Origin of the sequence: Amphritea sp., assembly GCF_016744155.1 — a bacterium.
GTDB lineage: Bacteria > Pseudomonadota > Gammaproteobacteria > Pseudomonadales > Balneatricaceae > Amphritea.
This window is the reverse complement of sequence record NZ_JADGEW010000004.1, coordinates 124,815-144,711: the sequence shown is the minus strand read 5'-3', so window position 1 is coordinate 144,711 and position 19,897 is coordinate 124,815. Positions and strand designations below refer to the sequence as shown.

At 46.4% G+C, this 19,897-nt stretch carries 20 protein-coding genes; 5 read left to right on the top strand and 15 right to left on the bottom strand.

The genetic code is table 11. From position 1 onward, the window contains the following. Both hpaI and hpaH read right to left on the bottom strand, forming a co-directional pair. Positions 1–807 carry a 4-hydroxy-2-oxoheptanedioate aldolase gene (hpaI, locus tag QZZ54_RS05495; protein ID WP_290699960.1) on the bottom strand — a complete coding sequence of 269 codons (807 nt, stop codon included), beginning with the start codon at positions 805–807 and terminating at the stop codon, positions 1–3. A 9-nt stretch (positions 808–816) separates the two neighbouring features. Continuing rightward, entirely contained in the window at positions 817–1,620 is an 804-nt protein-coding gene (gene hpaH / locus QZZ54_RS05490) for a 2-oxo-hept-4-ene-1,7-dioate hydratase (RefSeq protein ID WP_290699957.1), read from the bottom strand. 171 nt (positions 1,621–1,791) lie between these two features. On the opposite strand from hpaH, the gene QZZ54_RS05485 reads away from it, so the two are divergent. After that, entirely contained in the window at positions 1,792–3,120 is a 1,329-nt protein-coding gene (locus tag QZZ54_RS05485; RefSeq protein ID WP_290699954.1) for a hypothetical protein, read from the top strand. 164 nt (positions 3,121–3,284) lie between these two features. On the opposite strand, the gene QZZ54_RS05480 is transcribed toward QZZ54_RS05485, so the two are convergent. The 4 genes from QZZ54_RS05480 to QZZ54_RS05465 all read right to left on the bottom strand — a co-directional run bounded on the left by QZZ54_RS05480 (position 3,285) and on the right by QZZ54_RS05465 (position 7,504). After that, a complete protein-coding gene (locus QZZ54_RS05480; protein ID WP_290699951.1) occupies positions 3,285–4,079 on the bottom strand; it encodes an enoyl-CoA hydratase/isomerase family protein in 795 nt (264 codons plus the stop codon). A gap of 190 nt (positions 4,080–4,269) precedes the next feature. Further along, positions 4,270–4,623 (bottom strand): TraR/DksA family transcriptional regulator, encoded by a 354-nt coding sequence (locus QZZ54_RS05475; RefSeq protein WP_290699947.1) that lies wholly within the window; start codon positions 4,621–4,623, stop codon positions 4,270–4,272. A 115-nt stretch (positions 4,624–4,738) separates the two neighbouring features. Beyond that, positions 4,739–6,646: a molecular chaperone HtpG gene (gene htpG / locus QZZ54_RS05470; RefSeq protein WP_290699944.1), complete on the bottom strand. Its 1,908-nt coding sequence runs from the start codon at positions 6,644–6,646 to the stop codon at positions 4,739–4,741. Between the two features lie 147 nt (positions 6,647–6,793). After that, positions 6,794–7,504, bottom strand: coding sequence for a DUF599 family protein (locus QZZ54_RS05465; protein ID WP_290699941.1), 711 nt, complete (start codon positions 7,502–7,504; stop codon positions 6,794–6,796). A 62-nt stretch (positions 7,505–7,566) separates the two neighbouring features. Between QZZ54_RS05465 and QZZ54_RS05460 the strand changes: the two genes are divergently transcribed. Both QZZ54_RS05460 and QZZ54_RS05455 read left to right on the top strand, forming a co-directional pair. Then, positions 7,567–8,430, top strand: coding sequence for a DMT family transporter (locus QZZ54_RS05460; RefSeq protein WP_290699938.1), 864 nt, complete (start codon positions 7,567–7,569; stop codon positions 8,428–8,430). Beyond that, the gene (locus tag QZZ54_RS05455; RefSeq protein ID WP_290699936.1) at positions 8,430–8,747 is read left to right on the top strand and encodes a DUF3301 domain-containing protein; all 318 of its coding nucleotides are present in this window, start codon (positions 8,430–8,432) and stop codon (positions 8,745–8,747) included. Before QZZ54_RS05460 ends, QZZ54_RS05455 begins: the two co-directional genes overlap by 1 nt. A 30-nt stretch (positions 8,748–8,777) precedes the next feature. Here QZZ54_RS05455 and QZZ54_RS05450 read toward each other — a convergent pair whose 3' ends face one another. The 7 genes from QZZ54_RS05450 to fabV form a co-directional block, all read right to left on the bottom strand. Then, a complete protein-coding gene (locus QZZ54_RS05450; protein WP_290699934.1) occupies positions 8,778–9,776 on the bottom strand; it encodes a class I SAM-dependent methyltransferase in 999 nt (332 codons plus the stop codon). Continuing rightward, complete coding sequence (locus QZZ54_RS05445) at positions 9,776–10,342, bottom strand: LON peptidase substrate-binding domain-containing protein (protein ID WP_290699931.1); 567 nt, start codon at positions 10,340–10,342, stop codon at positions 9,776–9,778. The genes QZZ54_RS05450 and QZZ54_RS05445 overlap by 1 nt, the downstream gene beginning before the upstream one ends. Positions 10,343–10,459: 117 nt before the next feature. Continuing rightward, entirely contained in the window at positions 10,460–10,891 is a 432-nt protein-coding gene (locus QZZ54_RS05440) for a DsrE family protein (RefSeq protein WP_290699929.1), read from the bottom strand. 28 nt (positions 10,892–10,919) lie between these two features. Next, a complete protein-coding gene (locus tag QZZ54_RS05435; RefSeq protein WP_290699927.1) occupies positions 10,920–11,504 on the bottom strand; it encodes a rhodanese-like domain-containing protein in 585 nt (194 codons plus the stop codon). A 130-nt stretch (positions 11,505–11,634) separates the two neighbouring features. Continuing rightward, positions 11,635–13,131 (bottom strand): malate dehydrogenase (quinone), encoded by a 1,497-nt coding sequence (gene mqo, locus QZZ54_RS05430; protein ID WP_290699925.1) that lies wholly within the window; start codon positions 13,129–13,131, stop codon positions 11,635–11,637. Between the two features lie 443 nt (positions 13,132–13,574). Beyond that, a complete protein-coding gene (locus QZZ54_RS05425) occupies positions 13,575–15,242 on the bottom strand; it encodes a methyl-accepting chemotaxis protein (RefSeq protein ID WP_290699922.1) in 1,668 nt (555 codons plus the stop codon). 170 nt (positions 15,243–15,412) lie between these two features. Beyond that, entirely contained in the window at positions 15,413–16,606 is a 1,194-nt protein-coding gene (gene fabV / locus QZZ54_RS05420) for an enoyl-ACP reductase FabV (protein WP_290699919.1), read from the bottom strand. A gap of 477 nt (positions 16,607–17,083) precedes the next feature. On the opposite strand from fabV, the gene QZZ54_RS05415 reads away from it, so the two are divergent. Beyond that, positions 17,084–17,362 carry a hypothetical protein gene (locus QZZ54_RS05415; RefSeq protein WP_290699916.1) on the top strand — a complete coding sequence of 93 codons (279 nt, stop codon included), beginning with the start codon at positions 17,084–17,086 and terminating at the stop codon, positions 17,360–17,362. Next, entirely contained in the window at positions 17,352–18,353 is a 1,002-nt protein-coding gene (locus QZZ54_RS05410; protein ID WP_290699913.1) for a TIGR01212 family radical SAM protein, read from the top strand. The genes QZZ54_RS05415 and QZZ54_RS05410 overlap by 11 nt, the downstream gene beginning before the upstream one ends. Positions 18,354–18,459: 106 nt before the next feature. Here the strand turns inward: QZZ54_RS05410 and QZZ54_RS05405 are convergent, their stop codons facing one another. Beyond that, positions 18,460–18,909 (bottom strand): MaoC family dehydratase, encoded by a 450-nt coding sequence (locus QZZ54_RS05405; protein ID WP_290699910.1) that lies wholly within the window; start codon positions 18,907–18,909, stop codon positions 18,460–18,462. Between the two features lie 150 nt (positions 18,910–19,059). Next, complete coding sequence (locus QZZ54_RS05400) at positions 19,060–19,821, bottom strand: SDR family oxidoreductase (protein ID WP_290699907.1); 762 nt, start codon at positions 19,819–19,821, stop codon at positions 19,060–19,062. Positions 19,822–19,897 lie beyond the last annotated feature (76 nt).

Below are 19,897 nucleotides of genomic sequence, written 5' to 3'. Positions count from 1 at the left end.
TCAATAACCACTGGACTGAGAGGTCTCGGTTTTCTCTCCACCAGATTTGAAGCTTTCTGCCAGCTGTTTCGCACCATTGCTCAGCAACAGCGTATCAACTCCAACACCGACAAACTTGGCGCCTTTCTCAACATAGTGATGCGCTTTAGCCGGATTAATACAAAGCAGGCCTGCCGCTTTTCCAGCATTGTTGATGATGTTAAAGCCGTTCTCGATGGCAGCGACCACTTCAGGATGATCAGGATTACCGATATGCCCCATTGACGCAGAAAGATCAGAAGGCCCAATAAATACGGCATCAACACCTTCAACCGCCGCGATCTCTTCAAGATTCGCCATCGCAGTAACCGTCTCAGCCTGAACAATAAGACAGATCTCATCGTTCGCTTTTTGCAGATAACCAGGAATACGATTCCAGTTAGCTGCACGAGCCAGTGAACTGCCCAAACCACGGACACCCTGTGGCGGATATTTAACAGCCTTAACCAGCTCACGAGCCTGTTCAGCAGTATCACACATAGGTACCAGTACCGTTTGAGCACCGATATCCAGAATACGTTTCAATAACGCGGTACGGCCTTCTTCAGGGCGGACAATCGCAGGCACACCATAAGGTGCGATAGCCTGCAGATGGCGCATCGTTGTATCCAGTTCAAACGGAGCATGCTCACTGTCAATTAACAGCCAGTCGAAACCAGCCCCGGCAACAATCTCGGCACAACTTGAATCAGGCAGACCCAACCACAGCCCCCATAAAGGCTTGTCACCTTTAAGGCCCTGCTTGAATTTATTTACAGGAAGTTCCATAACGCCCTCTTATACAAATTTCACTGAAATACCGCCCAGTGGGCCATAATCAGCATGAACAGTATCGCCCGCTTTTACTGGAACAGGACGGGTGAATGAACCTGACAGAACAACCTGGCCTGGCTCCAGAGCTACACCGTGCTTCGCAAAACGTTTACATACCCAGCAAATGCCGTTAGCTGGATGTCCCAAGACACCTGCTGCAATACCCGTTTCTTCAATCTGACCGTTCAAATAAAGTAAAGCACCCGCCCAGCGCAGATCCATATCCATCGGTTTAATCGGACGACCACCCAGGATGATACCGGCATTCGCCGCGTTATCAGAGATAGTGTCGTAGACCTTACGAGTATAGCCAGTTTCAGGGTCGGTACGGTGACAACGGGCTGCGATTAGCTCAAGGGAAGGAATAACGTAGTCAGTAGCATTCAATACATCGAAAATTGTGACGTTCTCGCCTTCAAGTCGATCTTTAAGTACGAAAGCAAGCTCAACTTCGATACGTGGATCTGGAAAGTCAGACGCTTTAATTTCGGCCCCATCAGCAAAGAACATATCATCCAGCAGCACACCGTAATCCGGCTGATCGATATTAACAGACATCTGCATCGCACGAGAGGTCAGACCAATCTTATAACCTTTAACCTTTGCACCTTTAGCGATCTTCTGATCAACCCAGGTTTTTTGGACAGCATAAGCATCGTCCATAGTCATATCAGGATGCTCGAGCGTCAATGCAGGAATTTGAGTACAGTCTTTCTCTGCTTGATATAATTTCTCTGCCGCTGTTTTTATCTGTTCTTTTGTTAACATATCTGACCTTCCATCCTAGCTAGCGCTGAGCTCAGCAACCAAAAGTTGTTGCTTAAAAATAGTATTCAAATGATTTCTAGCCATTTACCTCTACACAGGTAAAAGCTAACATATGCTGATAATATAATTAATATATTAACTAATTTCCAGTTTTTATTTACAGGCACAACAATGAGAAGCAAAAGTTTTACCTCAAACATAGGCAACCATTGGCCTGGAGCCCGTATAGCCGGCATCATCGTTTTACTCATGTGCCTGCTTACTTTGTTGAATATTGTCTCGCCTTTAGGACTAACGGGGGTCGCAACGGCTCTGGCCTGGCTCTATATCGTGATCGAAGCGCCCCGACTAAAGCCAAAACAGCGCAAGCAAATTGCTGTCCTTTTCACTGCCGGAGTGGCTGCCGCAATACTTGCCTGGAGTCAGGACTCTGACATCAACCTGCAAAGGCTTTTTGGCGAACACCTGAAACTGGCAATGCTGTTAGCAGCGATCAGTTTTATCGGGATGGCCAGTAATGTGGGTTGTGATGTTAGCAAACCCGGCATTCGTAGCTTTATCACTACCCTACTGGGCATGCACGTCTTCTCATCCGTCGCTAACTTCTCATCGGTGATTGTTGTAGGTGATCAAATAAAGAAGAAAGAGGGAATCGATCAGCTCTCTCAACTGGTGCTTAGCCGGGGTTTCGGCATGGCGGTCCTCTGGTCTCCTTTTCTTAGCATTCTACCCCTGGTTCTGGAGCAGGTTCCCGGAGTCGAACTGTCTCAGGTCTACCCTTTCTCAATCGCTATCGCAGTAACCGGCTTGCTTCTGAGCATCGTTGAGGCCCGCTTTCGGGCCGCTAATGAGCTGCAAAGCTACGCCGGATACCCCCTCAAAAGGGACACCCTGGCAATGCCATTCACGCTAATCGGGATGATCCTGTTACTTAGCTGGCAACTCCCCTCTCTACCGACGATATTTCTGGTTTCCCTACTATCCATTGTGGTGCCTGTTTGCCTGCTGACCTTGCGTACAGGTATTAACAAAACCAGCCAGAGAGTAACTCAGCATATCACTGAAAAACTTTCTGAGAGTCGTGCAGAGATTACGCTATTTATGAGCGCTGGCGTACTTGCTGCCGGCGTAAAAGCCTGCATCGGTGTCGGTCTGATCAGCCTACCCTTTACTGAAACGGGCGCGGGTGTAGCCTCGCTGGTACTGATGATGATTGTTGGGCTGGCGTATTTAGGCATCCATCAGCTGGCATTGGTCGCCATCTTTGCCGGTCTGCTGGCTGATACCACCACGACGCCTAACCTAATGGCCATCAGTTATATTCTCGGCACGGCGCTGGCGATGTCCGGCAGTACCTTCAGCGGCCTGAACTTTATTATGAAGGCTCGTTTTAATGCGACAGACACTGAGATCGTCCGTAACCAACTTCCCTACAACCTGGTGATGATTGGTATAGGCTGCGGCGTAATCTTCGTGATGGAAGCAATGGGCATGAGCTAATTCAGTAGCAAGACCGCTGCTGCGCAACTCGCTAGTGGTTAGACGTAAAACTGTGTTTTACTTGCTCGATAAGAGCATAAAAACCAAATCGTCCGTTTTTCAAAAAAGTCTGCTTTCGACCCAAAGCGGACTCTTAAAAGTTGACTCAAAACTACTTCTAACGATTAGTTACCCTTATAGACAGGGTCTCGCTTTTCTAAGAATGCTTGTACTCCTTCAGCACAATCATCCGAGTTTTGCATCAATGCAAATTGATCCATATCAGCGTGGCTAGTTGCTCCATTTAATACATTTGAGTGGGCATTAATGGCTGATTTACAAATATGAACACTATTTGGTGGAAGACATGCTGCGTGGGTAGCAATCTGCATAGCTTTATCAACTGCATCGCCCTTAGCAACAATATAATCAGCTATTCCCCACTTTTTAGCAGAAGTAGCCGAGACTTTTTCTGCTAAAACAATGATACGTTTTGCTTTGGCTGGCCCAACTAAATTGGTTATTCGAGGAACCGATCCCCAACTCATATTAAACCCCCGCTCTATTTCAGGGACATAAAAGTAGCTACTATCAGCAAACACCCTTAAATCACAGGATACGGCTAATGCAGCACCGCCGCCTGCGCACCAGCCTTCAATTGCTACGATTGTAATCGCTTCAATTTTCTCCCAGGCATCACACATTCTTGGCCCTGTTTTAAGGGCTTTTCGGCGTTCAGATAAATTTGCTGTAGCGCTTTGGCTAACTTCTGAATCCTTCAGATCCATGCCCAAACAAAAATTATCATCTCTACCTGTAAGAACAACAGCACAGAGATTTGGGTCATTTGCCAAATCCTCAGCCACTGCTGTCAATTCTCTCATAAGAGAAAATGAAAGAGCATTAGCACTATCGCTCTTATCAAATCTTACTAAGGCTATACGGTCGTACCTTTCTACAGAAACAAGGTTTTTGCACATTCAATCCTTACCTTTTTAATAACCAGCAATTCAGAGGAGTAATAAACAATCTACTGTTTCAAGTTAAAGTACACAACTTATCTCATTACAGAGTCTGCTTTTGGCACAAAGCAGACACAGACCAGTGTAACGCAATGCATAAATAGAAAAGGCTGATACATTGAATATCAGCCATTTTAGTTCTCCGCGCTTAATCTGCCTCTTCGACAACAGACTGACATCCAAGGCAGTAGCGACTGTCTGGCCGCGCCAGCATTCTGGGCAGGTTAATGACCTCATCACAGGCTTCACAATAACCGTATTCGGTCACACCAAACTTGCTCTCAGCGTGAAGTACCTCGTGCATTCTGATACGACACTGTTCCAGATTTGCCAGCGCCATATTTTGCTGTTGCAGAGCATCGCCCCGTGACACCCGGCCAACCGCTTGCTGATCCAATTGAACAGGACGGGCACTCAGTTCCAGGTCGGCAATCTCGAGTTCTAGTTCCTGCTTAAGTGCTGTTAAAGCCGTTTGGCAGTATTGTAATTGTTCGCTGTCCATGACCGTTCCTGTCGATTACCCGCTGATGTTGGGGTTCGTACCTCACCCCAACCTACAGGTCAGACACAAAAAAGGCGACCCACAGGTCGCCTTTTATCAGATCTGTCGTTGCAGATTAGCTAATCAGGTTCATCAGTAATTTGTTCAGACGACTAACGTAAGCCGCAGGATCATCCAACTGCCCACCAGCAGCTAGCTGGGCCTGTTCGAATACGACCAACGCCAGCTCACCGAAACGATCTTCATCGGTTTCATTATCAAGCTTGCTGATCAGAGGATGCTCAGGGTTGACCTCGAAAATCGGCTTGCTTTCAGGCACTGCCTGTCCCGCCGCTTCCATGATCTTACGCATCTGCATACCCATATCGTAAGCACCCAGAACCACACAGGCTGGAGAGTCGGTCAGACGGTGCGTAATACGCACTTCGCTCACCTGCTCTTCAAGGCTGCTCTTAAGACGTTCGGTCAGACCTTCCATCTCTTTGGCAGTCTCTTCCTGAGCTTTCTTCTCTTCTTCGTTTTCAGTCTCGCCCAGATCCAGTTCGCCCTTGCTGACATCCTGGAATGACTTACCCAGGAAGTCGAACAACTGACCCATCAGCCATTCATCAACACGATCAGACATCAGTAACACTTCGATGCCCTTCTTACGGAAGATTTCCAGATGCGGGCTGTTCTTAGCAGTGTTGTAGTTCTCGGCAACAGCGTAATAGATCTTCTCCTGACCTTCCTGCATCCGGGAGATATAATCTTCCAAAGATACAGATTGCTCAGAAGAGTCATTGTGAGTAGAAGCGAAACGCAACAGCTTCAGAACAGTCTCACGGTTAGCATGATCTTCTGCAGGGCCTTCTTTCACTACCTCACCAAACTCTGTCCAGAATTTCGCATACTGTTCAGGATCGTTCTTCGCCAGTTTACCCAGCATACCCAGAGAGCGCTTGGTCAACTGAGTTTTCAGCTTGTCGACGACAGGATCTTTTTGCAGAATTTCACGGGAAACATTAAGGGACAGATCGTTGGTATCAACCACACCTTTGATAAAGCGCAGGTACATCGGCAAGAACTGGTCAGCTTCATCCATGATGAAAACACGCTGAACATACAATTTCAGACCACGAGGCGTATCACGATTCCACAGGTCATAAGGGGCATGAGCCGGCACATAAAGCAGGCTGGTATATTCAAGATTACCTTCAACCCGGTTATGGCTCCACTTCATTGGCTCCTGAAAGTCATGGGACACATGGTTATAAAACTCTTTGTAATCCTCATCGCTCAGATCGCTCTTAGAACGTGTCCAAAGCGCAGTAGCTGAATTGACTGTTTCATCTTCTGCAGGAGCTGGTTCTTCGCCCTCTTCTACTGGCGCGGCTTCTTTCTGCATGATTACTGGCAGAGAGATATGATCTGAATACTTGCGTACCAGGGTGCGCAGGCGGGAAGCGTCAGCAAACTCCGACTCTTCCTCTTTCAGATGCAGGATTATAGTTGTACCGCGCTGTGCTTTCTCAACCGTCGCGACAGTGAATTCACCCTCACCCTGAGACACCCAGTGCACACCTTCAGTGGCTGGCTGACCGGCACGACGAGTAATCACCTCAACCTCATTAGCGACGATAAATGCGGAATAAAAACCTACACCAAACTGACCGATCAGTTGAGAATCTTTCTTCTGATCGCCACTCAATTCAGAAAGGAACTGGGAAGTGCCGGACTTAGCAATAGTACCCAGGTGATCGATAACATCCTGGCGGTTCATACCGATGCCGTTATCATCAATGGTGAGGGTTTTAGCTTCGCTATCAAACTCGATACGGATGCGAAGATCGCCATCACCTTCATATAGGTCATCCTTAGACAGCGCTTCAAAGCGAAGCTTATCGGCAGCGTCAGAGGCATTAGAGATCAGCTCACGAAGGAAGATCTCTTTGTTGGAATACAAAGAATGAATCATCAGGTGAAGCAATTGCTTCACTTCGGTTTGAAAGCCAAGAGTTTCCTGCTGAGTTTCTGTGCTCATCTATCAATTTCCCAATCTTATTGTTGCAAATAACTAAGTATTAAAACGTAGAGGTACAAACCTTATAACTACAATCTTAAGCGTTGAACAATAAGATGGGGACAGCCCCCCTCTTTTCAAGGGGGCTTTATTGAATTTTACTAGAAATTAATCGGTGCGACTGATGATCAGCTGACGCAAAGTACTGGAATTAAATTCCCGACGATAAAGTATGATAACGACACCGCTGGTGAGTAAAATAAACAACCAGGGCGTAATAAACCAAGCTAGAACCGAGAGGCTAAAATAGTAAGTCCGTAACCCTAAATTGAAATTATTTGCCGCCATCGAACTCATTATCGCCAACCGTTTCGCATGGGCATTCAGCTCCAGCTCTGTGGCATCATTCGGCTGCGGTGCACCTCCCATCATGACAGAGGTAAAACCATACTGGCGCAAGCTCCAGGTAAACTTAAAAAAAGCATAAATGAACAAGCCAATCAGTACCAACAGCTTCAGCTCCCATTCCGCTTTTGTCGCGTGACTGACAAAAGGGATATCGCCTACCACATCAATTGCTTTCTCAGTTGACCCCAGCACCGTCATCAGGCCAGCCAAAATAAGCATGGTGGAAGATGCAAAAAATGATACGCTACGCTCCAGATTGGCGATAGCGGTGGTATCAGCAATCCTGACCTCTCGGTGCAACATTCGGGTCATCCATTCCAAACGATAGCTGTGCATGACACTGGCCAGGCAATGAGTATCTCTGGCGCGTTTTTTAGTATAAGCGTTATAGCCTTTGAAGCAGACCAGAAACCAGACAAAAGCAAACAGGTTTAGCCAGTTTATTATGATGAAGCCGGTCAGTTGTTCCATAGTCATTTCCGGTATAGTGCAATTATTAAGTTATTGTAATTAAAGCAACAGGATAGACAACCTTGCTCAAGCAATATTCCAGACTTCTTATCGGAGCAGCGTTCGCTCTGGCCACAACCCTGATCATGAGTCTGGCAGCCGCGGCGACCAAGTATACCGCTCAGTTCGTCTCTATCGAGCAGATTGTGCTAACCCAATATCTAATCTGTACCTTGCTGATGCTCCCCTGGCTCGCTAGAAAAGGGATCACGACGCTTAAAACTGAAAGGCCTCTTCTCCACCTTATCAGGGGATTTTCTGGCTGGCTTTGCTTTTACACCTATTACCTTGCTTTGAAACAGATTCCCTTAGGCGAAGCCTCTCTACTTCGAAACTCTGCACCACTGATAGTACCTGTTTTAGTACTGCTCTGGCTCAAGTACAAAATGCCACTGATAAACTGGCTTCCGGTGATACTAGGGTTCATCGGTATAGGTTTTGTATTAAAACCCGATGGAGGCTCTGCGAATCCCTGGCATCTGGTTGCGTTTACCTCAGCACTTGCGCTAACCGTGTCCATCGTGACCACCCGGGTACTGACACTCACCGAGCCAACAAACCGAATTCTGTTTTACTATTTCACTCTATCATTACTCTTCTCATTACCTTTAGCTCTAAGTAACTGGCAGCCGATCCCTCTCGTTAGTGTGCCCTTTTTGCTGGGTATCAGTCTGTCAATTTGGTTGATCATGTGGCTATATACGCAAGCTTACAGTTATGCCAAAGCCACCATCATCGCTCCACTCAGTTATTTTGGTGTATTGTTCGCAGGATTACTGGGATGGCTTTTCTGGCAGCAAGTTCCTGATATGATGGCTGTCATTGGTGCGGTGCTGATTATCGGCGGCGGCATAGGCTCTGTATGGTTAGGAAGGGAGAGTAATTGATGTATCTGGAACTTGCAGATCTGTTCTGGTTGACCCTGATAGTGTCGCTTCTACTACACTGGTGGCATTCATTAAAAGTAAAAGAGTTCGCCCTGAAAGCAGCCCGCAACTACTGTAAAGAGATGGATGTCCAACTACTGGATCAAAGCGTCTATCTGCGGGGCATGTGGCTTAAGCGTGACGACCAGGGCAGGGTCAAAATCTGGCGGTCCTACCTGTTTGAATTCACCGCCACCGGTGACGACAGAGCCCGTGGCCGGGTGGCGATGTTAGGTGGCCGGGTCACCGGTATTATTCTTGACGCTCATCGAATCTAAAGCCGAAGCGAGTCACGTAAAATGCGCAGCTTAGAGCTGCAATACCACAAGCTTCAGTGGAAAGCGTCCATCAGGGGAGGGAAAATCCTGCTCGGGCTCTAATTGCGTTACCTGTTGTACTGGGCAACCTGCCTTTATGGCGCAACGCTGAACAACATCCAACCACTCCTCATAACTTACACTGGCAACATTATTGGCACAGACTAGCTGCCCTCCGGGCTTTGTTGCTAACAGCGCAGGTTTCAACACACTGGGATAATCCCGAATCAGATCCACTGTACCAAATGCACTTTTCGCCCAGCGTGGAGGGTCAAGAAAGACCAGATCAAACTGTTCCTGATCGACTCTTGGAAAAGGTTTAGGTTTACGTCCGCGCCCTACCCTTTGCTTAATCGGAATGCCTGCCAATTGCTTAGCAGCAGTAAAGAAATCACTCTGAAAAAAATCGATCTGCTGTTCATCCAGATCGTTAAGTTGAGCATTATTTCTCCCCACATCTAATGAGCGGGTAGAAAAGTCTACATTCAAAACCCGGCTGGCACCGGCTGAGGCAGCAACCACGCCAACTCCACAGGTATATGAAAAGAGATTCAACACAGACTTACCCGCTGCATTCTGCTGAATCCAACGCCTACCGGCGCGCATATCCAGAAAGAGTAATGGGTCCTGCCCTTTATGTTTTCCCCTTATCTGATAGGAAATACCCAGCTCATGGGCAACAGCTTCCCAGCCATCCACAACCGAGTCATCCGCACGCCGCGAATTAGCAGAGCTACGGTCGTTATATACCAAGACCAACGAGCAACTAAGTGCATCCTCGATAAGCTTATGAATAGCCTCAGCCTCAACCTCTGTGATTGGCTGATGAAAGGTCTGTATCAACAATTGAGGACCATACCGGTCTACGGTAAGACCTGAACAGCCTTCATTAGAACCGTGATATAAGCGGTAGCAATCCGTATTTTCTTTATGCAGAGCATCCAACAGTTCGCTACGACGAGCCAGTGCGTCTTTAATCAGGTTGAGCATCAAAAGTCCTTGAGCAGGGAGAGTATCATTTCCAGGCGTTGTAATGAGCTATCGAGCTCTAACAACCTCTGTTTGTCCGCTCCTGAAAATGGGATAAGCGACGCCAGTTGATAACTAAAAGCTTCGGCGTTTTCAGCATTAATTTGAACAGACCGGAATGATAACAGAGGATGCTGCTCAAGAAGAATCGAAATATCCTTAAGCCTAGCTGAATACTCTTCAAGCATAGGTTCCAGGTTGAAACTAAGCGCTTCCGCCTGCCCTGATAGCAGCCCATCAGAGGCTATCGTCACCCTGGAAATCTTAGCGCGCTGTTCACCTTCCACCTGAATGGCGATCATCTGATTCTGCATCGGCTGCCAGTCGATAATCTTCGACAAGGTTCCGATCATTTCAAAATCACTGTTTGGGCTATCCGGAATTGGGGCCTGTAGAATGACGAACTGACCACTCTCGGCAAGGAGGTCTTTCACCATCCGCCGATAACGCATTTCAAAGATCTGTAATGGCAGTACCGTTCCAGGGAACAGCACTAAGGGCAAAGGAAATAGCGGCAGAGTCTTCATATAGGTGATTATAGAGTTTAATACATACCCATACGAACTAAAAAAAACGCACCCTTAGATTACCCTCGGGTGCGTTTTATAAATATTACTGAGTACTTCGAAGCTTATAAACCGGCTTTAGAAATTGAAAACACGGGTATCAGCATCGATAAGAGCAGCGGCCATAACCGGCGGTTTAGCTGCACCAATACCGCTTAGCAAAGCATCCATAGTCACGCCTTTATTAGGTAGATACAGTGCACATACATCAACCTTGGCGCCGCCAGAGATCAACTTTTGCATCAGCTGTTCCGGTGTCACATTCTTTGGCTTAAGAGGTGCAGATTCATGCCCTTTAAGCGCCATATCGCCTGCGCTATCACACAAAAGCACACTGACTTTAGCACCTTTTGCCTGCATCATATTACCCAACACCATCGCCATTCCACGGGTTTGCTGTTCTGCACTTGTCAACGTAATCAATACTTTATCAACTGTTTCTGATGCAGTCGCAACGACCGGGGCAAACAAAGCAGCGGCCAGCACCGTTGAAATAATTAATTTTTTCATCTCGTAAATGTCCTTATATTAAGTTTGGTTATTTTGATGGGCGCCAAGCGACAGCCGAGTCGACCTTATAACTCCAGGGAAGCCCCGAATTACGCCAGCCATTAACAGCACGAACACCTTTAGAGGCACCCTCTTTCAAGGTACTTCCCTCGAAGCCATCCACTACTGTCCATACATTTTGATACCCTTTAGCGGCAAGCATATTCACCGCAGGCGCACTGCGTGACGAACCGGAACGACACATCACGATAATGGGGGTATCACTGTTCGCTCCAAGCTGACTAAGTTTGTCAGTCAATTGTGTTTCAAAAGCCGGGTTTTTCACCATCTCCCAGCTGGAGTTCATATAACTCCACCCATGCGGATCAGCCACCATGAAAGGTATGTGAATATCTGTAGGAGTTGCAAAACCGGTAAATTTAGCTTCAACCGGGTCACGAACATCCACCAGTATCGCTGTGGAATCCTGCTGTAGCATTCCCCAGGCTTCAGTTGCTGTTGCGTAAAGATTTAGGATGGTTTGTGCTGATGCTTTGCTGGGCTTATCTGCTGCAACCGCTGTTACTGCAAAGATGCAACTAAACAGCCCTGCTGCCAATACCGTTACTTTCATACCACTCTCCATTAGCTCATACAGATTGTGAGATGCAATATATTAGAATTCACTAATAAAGAAAACCCTTAATTATCATTCCAGACAAAAAAAACCACTCCGAAGAGTGGTTTTCATTAATACCTTTCAATCAGGATTGATAATTCTGATCTAGGTTAAGAGTAGACAGAGTACGCTTGCGCACAGTGCGAAGCAGTGACCCATCCTCGATCAGGGACTGACCATAGGAAGGCACCAATTCTTTCATTTTCGCCTGCCACTCAGGCGTAGCAAGACGCTCAGGGAAACAGCGTTCAATTACGTTGATCATCGTTGGGGTTGCTGTAGAAGCACCTGGAGATGCACCTAGCAACGCCGCCAGAGACTTATCAGCAGAAGAGATAACTTCTGTACCAAACTCCAGCTTACCTTCACCCTCGACGTTCTTCTTAATTATCTGAACACGCTGACCTGCATAGGATAGCTCCCAGTCTTCATCCTTAGCATCCGGGAAAAAGCGACGTAGCGAATCGACCCGATCACCGTGGGACTGCATCACCTCACTAATAAGGTATCGGGTAAGGTCCATGTTCTTAGCCCCCACTTGCATGATGGGCTTAAGGTTACTCAATCGCATACTCAAAGGCATATCCAATGCCGATCCCTGTTTCAGAAACTTAGTCGTAAAGCCTGCAAAAGGTCCGAATAACAAAGCTCGTTTTCCATCAATAACCCGGCTGTCCAGATGAGGAACCGACATCGGCGGAGCACCTATAGGAGCCTGTCCATAAACCTTTGCCATATGCTGCTCAACAATTTCCGGTTTTTTACAAACTAACCACTGTCCACTTACAGGGAAGCCACCGTAACCATCGCCTTCCGGAATACCCGACATCTGTAGTAACGGTAAAGCCCCGCCTCCGGCGCCAAAGAATAAAAATTTAGTTCTAAGACTCTCGGCCTTACCCGTGTGCCCATTCTTAAGGTCGACACGCCAGTCACCATTACTGTACTGGGACATCTCTTCAACCGAATGGCTCAACAGCAGCTCAAAGCCATCTTGTTGCTCCAGATAGTTAACCATATTACGAGCCAAAGCTCCGAAGTTAACATCAGCACCATGGCGTACCCGAGTAGCCGCAACCGCTTCTTCAGTGTCGCGATTTTGCATTATCAGTGGCATCCACTGACGTAATACTTCTGGATCTTCAGAGAATTCCATCTCCGCGAACTGTGGCTTTGAGCTCAGTGCTTCAAATCGTTTACGCAGGAATTCAACATTTTCTGCACCCATAACAAAACTTTCATGCGGTACATTATTGATAAAGTTATGGGGTTCAGGCAGGTTGCCCTGCTCAACCAGATAAGACCAAAATTGTAGACTAGTCTCAAATGCGGCATTGATGGAAAAGGCCTTTTCGGTATTGATACTGCCGTCTTCATTCTGGGACGTATAATTCAGTTCACAATACGCTGCATGACCCGTACCGGCGTTATTCATCGCGTCGGTACTTTCACTAGCGACATGGTCAAGACGTTCGACCATAGCGATTGTCAGAGAAGGGTCTAGCTGTTTAAGCAAAACACCCAGAGTTGTGCTCATCGCACCTGCACCAACCAGCAATACATCAACAGATTTTGAGGTCATACTTACTTCACCATTCAACTATAAATAATGGAGGCAGAGAAGTTTTCAGATATTGGCTTATGGCCTGACAGAATAATAACATTACAGAATAATGGCATAACTGTTTGATCTAACTGAAACTATCTCTGGCAGTTGAGATAAATTACATACCTGTGAAAGCAACAACAGGTAACCTTTAACTCAAACTGAGACTGTGTCGCTGATTATACTCATTCCCGCAGAAAAATCTTGTGCGTTGCGGTATAAATTCATAATCCCTTAGGCTTATTGTTATCCTAAAGTCGTAAAACTATGGTTCATTATCTGTCTAAGCCTACACCACAGAGAAATCACCTAATTGATCATATGATTTCAAATGAATATTCCAATCCACATCGTTTAGGACAAACCGTATATACGAAAAAAAGAGCCCTAAGGCCCTTTTAAAGTTAAAGAAAAGATTATCAATTTATCCGAAAACGCCCAACTAGCTGATGTAATTTATTAGCATCTTCAGTTAACTTCTCGATTTCAATTTTATTTTCTCCGGCTATCTGGGAAGACATTTCAGAGTGTCCGGCAATCTCAGTAACGGTCTGATTTAAGTTGTCGCACACCTGACTCTGTTCTTCCGCTGCAGTGGCTATCACAACAGACATATCCTGAATCTGATTCATATGCTCAACAACTTTTGTCAGCTCAGCCATACCCTTCTCAGACTGATTAACAGCCACGTCGGTCTGCTGAAAACTATGCTGCATACTTTTAACAGCTTCACCTGAAGCTTTTTTAAGCTGTTCGATACTCTCATGTACCTGCAATGTACTTGCCTGCGTACGGGTCGCCAGCGTACGTACTTCATCGGCAACAACCGCAAAACCACGACCTTGCTCTCCCGCCCGGGCTGCCTCTATAGCAGCATTCAAAGCCAGCAAGTTTGTCTGCTCGGCTATTTCCTGAATCACACTAACAACCGAGATAATATCCTGAACATTAACCTCCAGTGTAGAAATAGCTCGGTTTGAACCAGACACATCTTCCGCCAACGTTTTAACTGCAGAGGTCAGTTCATTAACGCTCGCCCCTGCCTGGCCAATATTTTCCCGTGACTCATTAGTTGAGGTTGCTGTAACAGCAGTATTATGAGCGATGTCCACTGCGGTGGCCGACATCTGAGACATAGCAGAAGCAGAATGCTCTATTTGAATCTGCAGCTTCTGTTGCTGCTCACCGACCTGTGAAGTTCTCTTATTTATTGAGGCCGAGCGCTGCGTCACACTGTCAGAGACCGAAACAACTTCTCCAATCATCTGCTGCAAGGTTTCTAAAAACTGATTAAAGCGATGGGCCATCTCTGCTAGTTCATGATCCCCTGTAACATCAAGTCTGGAAGTCAGATCACCTTGACCGGAAGCGAGTCCTTTCATCGACTCAGAAATGCTCAGCAACGGTGACATGACTGAGCGTTTAACCATCGTACTGAAGACAATAACCAATAACAGAAGAACCAGGCTGGCAATTGCAAAATAGAACATCAACGTATCAAGACTATCCGCAGACGCTGCGTCCATTTCGTCAAGAACTACGTTCATATCATCCAGATAAAAACCTGCTCCTACCATCAAATTCCATCGATCCAGATAGATCGCATAGGAAAGCTTCTCTTCAGGCATCTGCTGATTGGGTTTAGGAAAATGATAACTAACAATACCGCCACCCTGCTTGCCGGCCTTTATAAGCTCACGAAGAATGTATACACCATTAGAATCTTGCAGATTCCAGTAGTTCTTTCCTATGCCTTTATCGATATTACCCATAAAGACTCGATCGCCTTTATCGCTATAACCAAAAAAGTAGCCACTATCGCCAAACTTTAAATCCCGCAGGGTAGGCAAGGCATCTTCTAACGACCCACCCGACTCATAAATATGTCGAATAGAGTTGTAAGCCATCTCATTTAACAGTTTCAGTTCAGCGTGTTTCATTTCAAGAAAATGTGTTGTTGTCAGAGCATGCTCTTCATTACTGAGCTTATTACTTTGAAAATATGTCAGTGTAAATAGGATAACGGCCAATAAGATAACAGGCGCAGTACTTATAATGGAAAGTCGTTTGCTGATTGATAGAGCCATTAGATGAAGTCTCCAGCCGGTAGAGGTAGATTTATTCTATTACACACATATTGTCTTTATAAATCAAAGCCTAACTCACCATTTCGAGGTAATCTGCCATTTATCATTAATTGAGTTTTAATGGGTATAAAAAAAGCGGCCGAAGCCGCTTATTATCAAAGACTCAAAGATTAGATATCAATCACGTCAAACTCAACCAACGGGCTGATATCTGCTTCGTAATCTACTCCATCTATACCGAAGCCAAACAACTTCAGAAACTCATCCTTATAAAACTGATAATCTGTTTTCTCGAATAGGTTCTCAGTAGTGATGGTTGGCCAGAGCTCGCGACATTTCTGCTGAATATCATCTCGCAATTCCCAATCATCCATACGCAGGCGATTATCGTCATCTACCTTTCCGGTATCACCGGTAATGCCTGTATTAAACAAACGGAAGACCTGTTCCATACAACCTTCATGCACACCCTCTGCGCGCATGATTTTGAAAACCATCGACAGATACAGAGGCATAACAGGAATAGCAGAGCTTGCCTGAGTTACAACCGACTTCAATACCGCTACATTAGCGCTACCGCCCTTCGCAGCCAACTTGCTATTCAATACAGACGCTGCACGGTCAACATCTTTTTTAGCATGCCCCAGTGCACCATCCCAGTAGATAGGCCAGGTAATATCGGTACCAATATAACTATAAGCAACCGTCTTGCAACCTTCAGCCAACACACCAGCTTCATCCAACGCAGCGATCCAGAGCTCCCAATCTTCGCCGCCCATTACGGTTACGGTATCGACGATTTCTTCTTCTGTTGCTGGCTCAACTTCCGCTTCAATGATCAGATCTTTATTGGTATCGATCGCAGTAGAACGGTAGGTTTCTCCGATAGGCTTCAGACAGGAGCGAATCACTTCACCGGTTTCAGGCAATTTGCGTACTGGAGAGGCCAGTGAATAGACAACCATATCGATCTGACCCAGATCTTCTTTAATCAGATCAATGGTCTTTTGCTTAGCTTCATTGGAGAATGCATCACCGTTCAGGCTTTTAGCGTACAGACCAGCTTCATGAGCTTTTTGCTCAAACGAGGCTGCGTTATACCAGCCTGCGGTACCGGTTTTACGCTCAGTAGCAGGTTTTTCAAAAAACACACCAATTGTGGCAGCACCACAACCAAATGCAGCAGAGATACGTGACGACATCCCGTATCCGCTAGAAGAGCCAATTACCAATACGCGCTTAGGCCCATTTTTTAACGGCCCCTGTGCTTTGGTGTAATCGATCTGTTCCTGAATATTGCGCTCACAACCCATTGGATGAGTTGTTGTACAGATAAAGCCACGAATCTTCGGTTTAATAATCATTCTCTATCCACTATCTCTTGTCGTACGCTCTATCCATTACTACAGGCATAGACCACGCACTGAATTTGTTACGAAAAACAGCACGTTAAGATACCCGATTTTGACGTTTTAATACAGCAATTTGGGACAAAAAGAGCTGTAGTTGGAATAAGACATACTGGAAGAAAGAAGGTAATTGACGCTTCTTCATCCCTGATAATCGCAGCCATTACCTTGAAGCCTTTCCTTCCTGCCTGATGTTGAATCTCACCACAAAGCCCCTCCGAAACATACAGGTCAGACGCAATAACCTCGTAAGATTTGGCATTATAAAATGGAACTATAGTCCCTAAATTTTGTTGTTCAAAAGACCTTACGTACCCTTTGCTCTATCTAAGGACGAGAAATAATCGCATCACTTTGATATCCATCACCTTTATTTCGAGAGAGCAATGCTAGAGTTCAGCTTTCGACTTGTTAGCCTTTCCGGAAGACTTAATGCAACGTCCCAACACCCCCAAAGAGATCAGCGGAAGCACTCGTACCTATACCGACGAATTAAGTTATCTGGTAAATAAGCACAACACCCTGCCAGAACTGAGCGAATACATTGGCGCACTTTCTCTCCCCCTCAATTCGCAGAATGAAGAGATTTACATCAACGCTTTTAATGCCAACGCAACAAACGGTATTGGGGATGTGGAATTCGATATTTACCGAGGTATTGCAGAAGTACGGAATGCACAGTTCCGTCAACAGGAGCTGAATGTTGTTTAATACCGGGCAAAACAGACATAAGGCGGATATGAACCTCACCCGCTACATCAACACTTTTGGCCACGCGATGTATCAGCGTTATGGGCAGAAAGTCCATAAGGTATCGATCAATGCCGCTTTCACCTGCCCCAACCGGGATGGTACTAAAGGAATCGGCGGCTGTACTTTTTGTAATAACTCATCCTTCAGCCCCAATGCCAAAGAAGCACCGCAAGTTTGCGAGCAAGTCGCCGCCGGAAAACAGGTTATCCGTAAACGCACCGGAGCCAGAAAATACCTTGCCTACTTCCAGGCCTATACCAATACTTATGCTGAAGTTAGCGCCCTAAAGACGCTGTACGATCAAGCACTGGCTATTCCGGATGTGATAGGTCTATCGATTGGCACCCGCCCCGATTGCGTGCCTGACGGTGTTCTGGATCTGCTAGCTAGCTACCGCGACAAAGGTTTTGAGGTATGGCTGGAACTGGGACTGCAATCCACATCAGATGAGGTTTTGCGACGGGTCAACCGTGGCCATGGCTTTGGCGAGTATGTCGATGCTATACAGCGAATACAACTGCGCGAGCTGCAATACTGTACTCATCTGATTGCCGGATTACCCGGGGAATCTATTAATGCCACCGCAGATTCTGCCCGACGGGTAGTTGATTTGGGTACTACCGGGATAAAGTTACATCCACTGCATATCGTCAGAGGAACGCAGATGGCTCGGGAATGGAAACGGGGTGAAGTGACACCCATGACTCTGAATGAGTATGTTCAGGTGGTCGCCGACATCGTGGCTAAAGCCCCGCCTGAACTTGTTTTTCACCGTTTAACCGGTACGGCAAATAGAGCACTGTTGTTAGCCCCGGGCTGGACGGAATATAAATGGAAAGTGCTCAACGCCATCTATCTGGAACTCGCCCACAGAGATCTGCCACAGGGTGCCGCATTTCAAGCATTTACAGGTAGCGACACACCGTTGATTACGCGTTTGAATCTATAAAAAGCTGACGTTGAACCTTGTACGAAAAGGCAAATTAACAAGGCATCACTCTGCGAAACCGAATCTTCGTTTTGATTGTTCGAAAAACAGAATACAGCGAGGCTTTTTAAACCCGCCGCTTAAGCATATGCGTCACGATAAAGCTGAGCACCTGATCTCCATGCTGGTTAGTACCCCGAACATAATAACGGATAACACCCAGATCAGATTTTGACGCAGAGGCTTTATGCTCAATGATTTCCATCTCTGAACTAAGCGTATCCCCTGGTCGAACCGGCGCCAGAAATCGGACTTCATCTATCCCGGGCCCACCCAGCGAACAAGCTTCAAAAACACCCAACTGAACAATCAAACGAAAGCAGAGGCCCATTGTCTGAAAACCACTAGCGATTAAACCGCCAAAATGACTTTCTGCTGCAGCATTAACATCGATATGAAAACTCTGAGGATCATATGTTAAGGCAAAATCAATTATCTGCGCCTCTGTCAGTGTCGCACTGCGACCCTTAATAACCTCGCCTACTGAAAAATCATCGAAATATCTGTCCATCGGCATATTTTCTCCGCTTTAATTTCTCTTTCCGTGCAACATTACTTCAATGCTACAAACGCAAAAAAAGGGGAAGCAAGCTTCCCCTAAACGGTACTTTTTTCAAGCACCAGCACTATTCATAAAAGGTGAAAAATCTGAGCTTTAGCCGCTTAATCAGATTCTAAGACCGCCATCCATTTCAACGATACGGCCGGTAAAGAACTCATTTTCAATAATATATTTCAGGGTATGAGCCATCTCTTCAACCTCACCAAGGCGTCTCAGCGGTACTGCCTGAACCATCCGATCCACAGCTTCAGGCTTCATCTGAGCGGTCATCTCGGTGGCGATAACACCCGGCGCAATACCACCAGTACGGATACCATGACGAGCAAGCTCGCCAGCCCAGCTCACCACCATCGTGGCCACCGCAGATTTAGTTGCAGAATAGTTGGTCTGCCCCATATTTCCAGCCCGGGAAACAGAAGAGACATTAATAATCACTCCCCCTGTACCCTGCACCGCCATGATAGCCGCAGCCTCACGACCACAAAGGAAAGTACCTGTCATATTCACATCGACAACAGACTGAAACTGATCCAGCCCCATTTTGCCTTTCAGCTCGCCATCTTTAACTTTGATTAGCATGCCATCACGCATAAGGCCGGCGTTGTTAATCAAACCATTAATCTGACCACAATCATTCTTAATGTCAGCAAAGGTCGCTTCAACTGAAGACTCATCGGTAATATTACAGACATAACTATGGGCTTTACCGCCAACCGCTTCACAGGCCGCACAAGCTTCAATCAACTTTTCCTGGTTCAGGTCTAAGAGTGCTAATACAGCACCCTGGGATGCCAGATTTTCAGCCATCGCCCGACCAAGCCCCTGACCACCACCGGTAATCACAAACACACTATCTTTAATCTGCATTTTTTACTCCTGAGCTGCGCAACATAACCTCTATGCTGCACATCTCATGTAACTATTTTGAATCAACTTTAACCGA

Bases quoted from the DNA above. Each gene is read 5' to 3' on its own strand.
- hpaI (WP_290699960.1), bottom strand. From the start codon at position 807: ATGGAACTTCCTGTAAATAAATTCAAGCAGGGCCTTAAAGGTGACAAG.
- hpaH (WP_290699957.1), bottom strand. From the start codon at position 1,620: ATGTTAACAAAAGAACAGATAAAAACAGCGGCAGAGAAATTATATCAA.
- QZZ54_RS05485 (WP_290699954.1), top strand. From the start codon at position 1,792: ATGAGAAGCAAAAGTTTTACCTCAAACATAGGCAACCATTGGCCTGGA.
- QZZ54_RS05480 (WP_290699951.1), bottom strand. From the start codon at position 4,079: ATGTGCAAAAACCTTGTTTCTGTAGAAAGGTACGACCGTATAGCCTTA.
- QZZ54_RS05475 (WP_290699947.1), bottom strand. From the start codon at position 4,623: ATGGACAGCGAACAATTACAATACTGCCAAACGGCTTTAACAGCACTT.
- htpG (WP_290699944.1), bottom strand. From the start codon at position 6,646: ATGAGCACAGAAACTCAGCAGGAAACTCTTGGCTTTCAAACCGAAGTG.
- QZZ54_RS05465 (WP_290699941.1), bottom strand. From the start codon at position 7,504: ATGGAACAACTGACCGGCTTCATCATAATAAACTGGCTAAACCTGTTT.
- QZZ54_RS05455 (WP_290699936.1), top strand. From the start codon at position 8,430: ATGTATCTGGAACTTGCAGATCTGTTCTGGTTGACCCTGATAGTGTCG.
- QZZ54_RS05450 (WP_290699934.1), bottom strand. From the start codon at position 9,776: ATGCTCAACCTGATTAAAGACGCACTGGCTCGTCGTAGCGAACTGTTG.
- QZZ54_RS05445 (WP_290699931.1), bottom strand. From the start codon at position 10,342: ATGAAGACTCTGCCGCTATTTCCTTTGCCCTTAGTGCTGTTCCCTGGA.
- QZZ54_RS05440 (WP_290699929.1), bottom strand. From the start codon at position 10,891: ATGAAAAAATTAATTATTTCAACGGTGCTGGCCGCTGCTTTGTTTGCC.
- QZZ54_RS05435 (WP_290699927.1), bottom strand. From the start codon at position 11,504: ATGAAAGTAACGGTATTGGCAGCAGGGCTGTTTAGTTGCATCTTTGCA.
- mqo (WP_290699925.1), bottom strand. From the start codon at position 13,131: ATGACCTCAAAATCTGTTGATGTATTGCTGGTTGGTGCAGGTGCGATG.
- QZZ54_RS05425 (WP_290699922.1), bottom strand. From the start codon at position 15,242: ATGGCTCTATCAATCAGCAAACGACTTTCCATTATAAGTACTGCGCCT.
- fabV (WP_290699919.1), bottom strand. From the start codon at position 16,606: ATGATTATTAAACCGAAGATTCGTGGCTTTATCTGTACAACAACTCAT.
- QZZ54_RS05415 (WP_290699916.1), top strand. From the start codon at position 17,084: ATGCAACGTCCCAACACCCCCAAAGAGATCAGCGGAAGCACTCGTACC.
- QZZ54_RS05410 (WP_290699913.1), top strand. From the start codon at position 17,352: ATGTTGTTTAATACCGGGCAAAACAGACATAAGGCGGATATGAACCTC.
- QZZ54_RS05405 (WP_290699910.1), bottom strand. From the start codon at position 18,909: ATGCCGATGGACAGATATTTCGATGATTTTTCAGTAGGCGAGGTTATT.
- QZZ54_RS05400 (WP_290699907.1), bottom strand. From the start codon at position 19,821: ATGCAGATTAAAGATAGTGTGTTTGTGATTACCGGTGGTGGTCAGGGG.